Origin of the sequence: Streptomyces sp. 8L, from assembly GCF_020176795.1 — a bacterium.
Lineage (GTDB): Bacteria > Actinomycetota > Actinomycetes > Streptomycetales > Streptomycetaceae > Streptomyces.
In genome coordinates this window covers 1-4,802 of sequence record NZ_JAIUKE010000230.1, presented here as the reverse complement: position 1 = coordinate 4,802, position 4,802 = coordinate 1, and the positions used below count along the sequence as shown (strand labels likewise).

Below are 4,802 nucleotides of genomic sequence, written 5' to 3'. Positions count from 1 at the left end.
CCCCCCGCCCGCGGCCGCCGCCGCGGGGGGGCGGGGCCCCCCCCCCCGGGCGGGGCGGGGCGCGGCCCCCCGGGGGGGGGGGGGGGGGGGCCCCCCCCCCCCCCCCCCCCGGCTCAGGAGGCCCCGGCCGCGCGGCGCCGCGCGAGCAGGCTGACCAGGTCGTACGCGACGTGCGACGCCGCCACGGAGGTGATGTCCGCGTGGTCGTAGGCGGGGGCGACCTCCACGACGTCCGCGCCGACGATCCGCGTACCGTCCAGGCCGCGCAGGATCTCCAGCAGCTCCCGCGACGTCAGACCGCCGGCCTCCGGTGTGCCGGTGCCCGGCGCGTGGGCCGGGTCGAGGACGTCGATGTCGACGGAGACGTACAGCGGCCGGTCCCCGATCCGCTCCCGCACGGCCGCCACCGTCTCGTCCACACCGCGCCGCATGACGTCGGCCGCCGTCACGATGCCGAAGCCTAGGCGCTTGTCCTCGGCCAGGTCGCTCTTGCCGTAGAGCGGGCCCCGGGTGCCGATGTGCCCCAGGGCCTCCGTGTCGAGCAGCCCCTCCTCGACCGCGCGCCGAAACGGCGTGCCGTGGGTGTACGGCTCCCCGAAGTAGGTGTCCCAGGTGTCGAGATGGGCGTCGAAGTGCAGCAGGGCCACCGGCCCGTGCAGCCGCGCGGCGGCGCGCAGCAGCGGAAGCGAGAGGGTGTGGTCGCCGCCGACCGTCACCACCGAGGCGCCGGTCGCGGCGAGTCCGCCGACCTGTTCCTCGACGGTCGCCACCGCCTGTCCGATGTCGAACGGGTTGACCGCGATGTCACCGGCGTCCGCGACCTGCACGGCGGCGAACGGGGAGATGTCGAGCGCCGGGTGGTAGGGCCGCAGGAGACGGCTCGCCTCGCGCACGGCCGCCGGCGCGAACCGCGCCCCCGGCCGGTACGAGACCCCGCTGTCGAAGGGGATGCCCACGACGGCGACGTCGGCGCGGCCGACCTCCTCGAGGCGGGGCAGCCGGGCGAAGGTGGCGATGCCCGCGTAACGGGGGACGACGGAGCTGTCGACAGGGCCGACGGGACCGACGGGAGCAACGGGAGGAGCCGAAGCGGCCGAAGCGGCCGGGCCTGCGGGTCCTGCCTGATCCGGGGACGGCGCGCCTTCCGGCTGCGACGGGGGCTGCTGCGATGCCAAGGGACGACCTCTTCCATTGCCGCCGGGAGGGACGCCGAGCAGCTTAAGCCGCACCACCGGACCGGTCACGGGACGATCCGTCCCACTCGGCGCGCCTTCTAGGATGATCCGGCCCGGCCGTCCCGGTGGGGCCGACCCCTCTGCCGGAGCCCGCACATGCACACCGCCCCACCAAACGGCACCGAGCCGCCGCACGCCGCGGCGCCGCCCGGGAACGCCGAGCCGCCCGGCGCCCCGCCGACCCTCGCGCTCCGCGACCTTGTGGGGGACCCCGCGCTCGCCCTGGTCCCGATGACCCGTGACGCACTGCTCGACCGGCGGATCGGCTGGGCGCACATCAGTGAACTGGCCGACCCGGCACCGTACATGACCGGAGGAGAGCTCCTGCTCACGGCTGGTCTCGCCGTGCCCGCCGCGGCGGCGGGGCCCGGTGCGTACGGTGCGTACGTCGCCACACTCGTGCGTGCGGGTGCCGCCGCGCTCGGGTTCGGGCTCGCGCCCGTGCACACCGCCGTCCCGCCGGAGCTGACCGCGGTCTGTGAGGAACAGGGCCTGCCCCTGCTCGCGGTGCCGGAGGCCACCCCGTTCCACACCATCGCGCGCACCGTGGCCGCCGCCCTCCACCGCCGCCACGCCGAGCAACTCCTGTCCATGGCCGAGGCGCAGGCCGCGATCGCCGCTGCGGCCCTGCACAGGACCGCACCGGTGGCCGCGGTCCTGGAGGCGACCGCACGGGCGGCCGGCGGCTGGGCGCTGCTGCTCGACGGCGGGGGCCGGCCGCTCGCGGCGACCGCCGGGGCCCCCGAACCCGGCCCCGGCCTCCGGGACCGCGCCGCCCGGCTCGGCCGGACCGGCGGCCCGCGCAGCGCCGTCGACCACGACAGGGACGGGTACGTCGCGCTCCACCCCGTAGAGGGGCCGGGGCACGCGCCTGTCGCAGAAGGGGTCAGGGAAACCGGTACGCCGGTCCTGCTGCTCGGCGGCGACCGGCCGCCCACCGTCGCGGCACGGGGCGCAGGGGCGACGGCTGCGGGGCTGCTCGGACTGCTCACCCGTACGGATCGCGCCGAGCGCCAACAGGGCGCGCTCGCTGCCCTGTTGCTGCTGGGCGACGATCCGGCCGCGCCGGGCCGCGCGCGGGACCTGCTGGCCTCCCTGCTCGGCGGGGGCCCGGTGGGCGAGGCCGGGACCGCCGGACCTCCGCAGGCCAGGGCGCTGTACGCGCGCCGCGCGCCGGGCGCCGCCGCGGACACCGGTGCGGCGGACCCGTACCCGCCGGGCCCGCTGTACGACGTCCCGGGCCGAGGCGGCGGCGCGGAGGAAACGCTGCGCGGCGTCATGCCTACGGGCACGACACGGTCCGACCTCGACCGGCTGCGGGAGCGCGGCGGCTGGCTCGCCGCGCTCAGCAGGCCCGTACCGCCGGGCCTGCTGCCGGCGGCCGACCGGGAGGCGCGCCTGCTGCTCCGGCGGGCACTCGCCTCGGGCGCCCCCGTCGTGGCCGAGGACGGCGGGCTCGGCATCGGCGCGGCCGTCGACCCCGCCCGCGCGGCGCACTGGGCGCGGCAGACGCTCGGACCGCTGCTCGACGAGCCGGCCGAGGCGGACGGCACCGCCCTCACCGAAGTGCTGCGCGCCTGGCTCGGGTGCCACGGCGGCTGGGACCGCACGGCCCAGCTCACCGGACTGCACCGCAACAGCGTCCGGCACCGGATGCGGCGCGTGGAGGCGCTGCTCGGCGTGGACCTCGCCGACGCCGCCGTCCGGGCCGAGCTGCTGCTCGCCCTCGGCTGGTGCCCCTGAAGGGCGCGCTCGCCCCATTTCCCTTTCCCCCGGGCCGAATTCGGGCGACTGTCCGCCCGTTATCCGTCCGGCGCCCGGTCCGCTGTCCGCCCGGCGGCGGTACGGAGCAATCGTGGCGCTCACGGTGCCATTCGCCCACCGGTTCCCATTCGACGGTTCATTGACTTCGTGTCAGGCCGCATAAAGATCTTTCTCATCCTCCGGCATTGCGTGAATTCATCGTCCGTCATTCCTTCCCCTCCCTTCGAGGCCGTCGCCTCCGTCCCGATCCGGGAACCCGATCCGGGAATGAATGCCGATGGTCGTGCGGGCGGGACTTCCCAGGGCCCCGAAGCCCCGCTTCCGTTGAATGCGCATGGCTGACCCGGCATCAGCCTGTGCGCTCCCTGTGCGAGACGAGCGGGTGCCGATATGGGCGATTTGATGGTCTTAATCCCTAAGTTCTGTTCTGGGGTGTTCAGGTAACTTATTGCTCTCTGGCGGGTGTTGTGAGGGGTGGTTGCTCCCCCAACGGGTGATATACATCACCTGAAGTGCGTTCCGGGCCGTGCGAGGCCCCTCCCATTTCGTGCGCACACAGGGCGCGTTGGGTTTTTGTAAGGCCGCCGAGTGATCGGCTTGAGCGTCGCTGCCGGCGTTTTCGGCACGGCTCAGTGAATTCGGAACTTGTTTCGTCGCGAGGTCTTCGCTTACGTTCTCGTCATTCCGGACAGACCGCCGAATCCTGCCGCTGTCCGGATACCTCAACCATTCGTCTCATCCATACGGCAGGAGCGGGGGACCCAGGTAAGCCGCCGAGCCGCGAAAGCGGACCGGCTAGGGGTGAAGCCGCAGCAATGCGGCCGGGCATCTCCAGCCCGAACCCGACAGCTCACCTCGTAGGCGACGGAGAGGAAATCAGCATGCTCAAAATGCCCAGCCACCGCCGTCCCATGTCCCGATCGATGACCCGTGGCCTGATGGTCGCGGGAGTGGGCAGCGCGGTGATCGCCGTACCGCTGCTGACCGCCGCGGCCGCCAACGCCGCACCGGTCACGCACTCCGTGGCCCACCAGGCGCCGAAGGCGCCTGCGCAGGCCATCGCGGCGGCCAAGAAGGCCGTCGGCTCCTCGTATGTCGTGGTCCCGGGCGACTCGCTCTCGAAGATCGCCGCCGACCACTCGCTCCCGGGCGGCTGGAAGAGCCTGTACCAGCACAACCGTGAGGCGGTGGGCGCCAACCCGTCGCTGATCCACCCCGGTCTCAAGCTGTCCCTGAGCGGCAAGGCCGCGCCGGCCGCCCGCACCACGGGCGAGGCGCGCGGTGCCGCCAACGGCTCCGCCCACAAGACCGTCATCAAGACGCAGAACACGGCCGACGCCACCACGGTGAAGGCGGCAGCCCCGACGTACGCGAACAACCTGGACGGCTGGATACGCCAGTCCCTGTCCATCATGTCCCAGCACGGCATCCCGGGCAGCTACGACGGCATCTACCGCAACATCATGCGTGAGTCGTCCGGCAACCCGACGGCGATCAACAACTGGGACTCGAACGCCGCCAAGGGCACCCCGTCCAAGGGCCTGCTCCAGGTGATCGACCCCACGTTCCAGACCTACCACGTGTCCGGCACCTCGATGGACCCGTACGACCCGGTCGCGAACATCACCGCCGCGTGCAACTACGCCGCCGCGACGTACGGCTCGATCGACAACGTCAACGGCCCGTACTAAGAGACACACCAGCACCACCCCTGGCGGGGCCCGGGGGCCCCCCCCCCCGGCCCCCGGGGGCCCCCCCCCCCCCGCCCCCCCCCCCGCCCCCCCGGGGGGGGGGCCCGGGGGG

General features: G+C 74.1%; 3 protein-coding genes and 1 riboswitch. Of the genes, 2 read left to right on the top strand and 1 reads right to left on the bottom strand.

Annotation, left to right across the window (positions count from 1 at the left end):
* Nucleotides 1–113: 113 nt before the first annotated feature.
* Complete coding sequence (speB, locus tag LCE31_RS19950) at nucleotides 114–1,016, bottom strand: agmatinase (RefSeq protein WP_225016021.1); 903 nt, start codon at nucleotides 1,014–1,016, stop codon at nucleotides 114–116.
* Nucleotides 1,017–1,331: 315 nt separating this feature from the next.
* Between speB and LCE31_RS19945 the strand changes: the two genes are divergently transcribed.
* Both LCE31_RS19945 and LCE31_RS19940 read left to right on the top strand, forming a co-directional pair.
* The gene (locus LCE31_RS19945; protein ID WP_225016019.1) at nucleotides 1,332–2,978 is read left to right on the top strand and encodes a PucR family transcriptional regulator; all 1,647 of its coding nucleotides are present in this window, start codon (nucleotides 1,332–1,334) and stop codon (nucleotides 2,976–2,978) included.
* Between the two features lie 742 nt (nucleotides 2,979–3,720).
* Nucleotides 3,721–3,878, top strand: a riboswitch (cyclic di-AMP (ydaO/yuaA leader).
* An 11-nt stretch (nucleotides 3,879–3,889) separates the two neighbouring features.
* Nucleotides 3,890–4,690 carry a LysM peptidoglycan-binding domain-containing protein gene (locus LCE31_RS19940; protein ID WP_225016020.1) on the top strand — a complete coding sequence of 267 codons (801 nt, stop codon included), beginning with the start codon at nucleotides 3,890–3,892 and terminating at the stop codon, nucleotides 4,688–4,690.
* The last annotated feature ends 112 nt before the right edge of the window (nucleotides 4,691–4,802 follow it).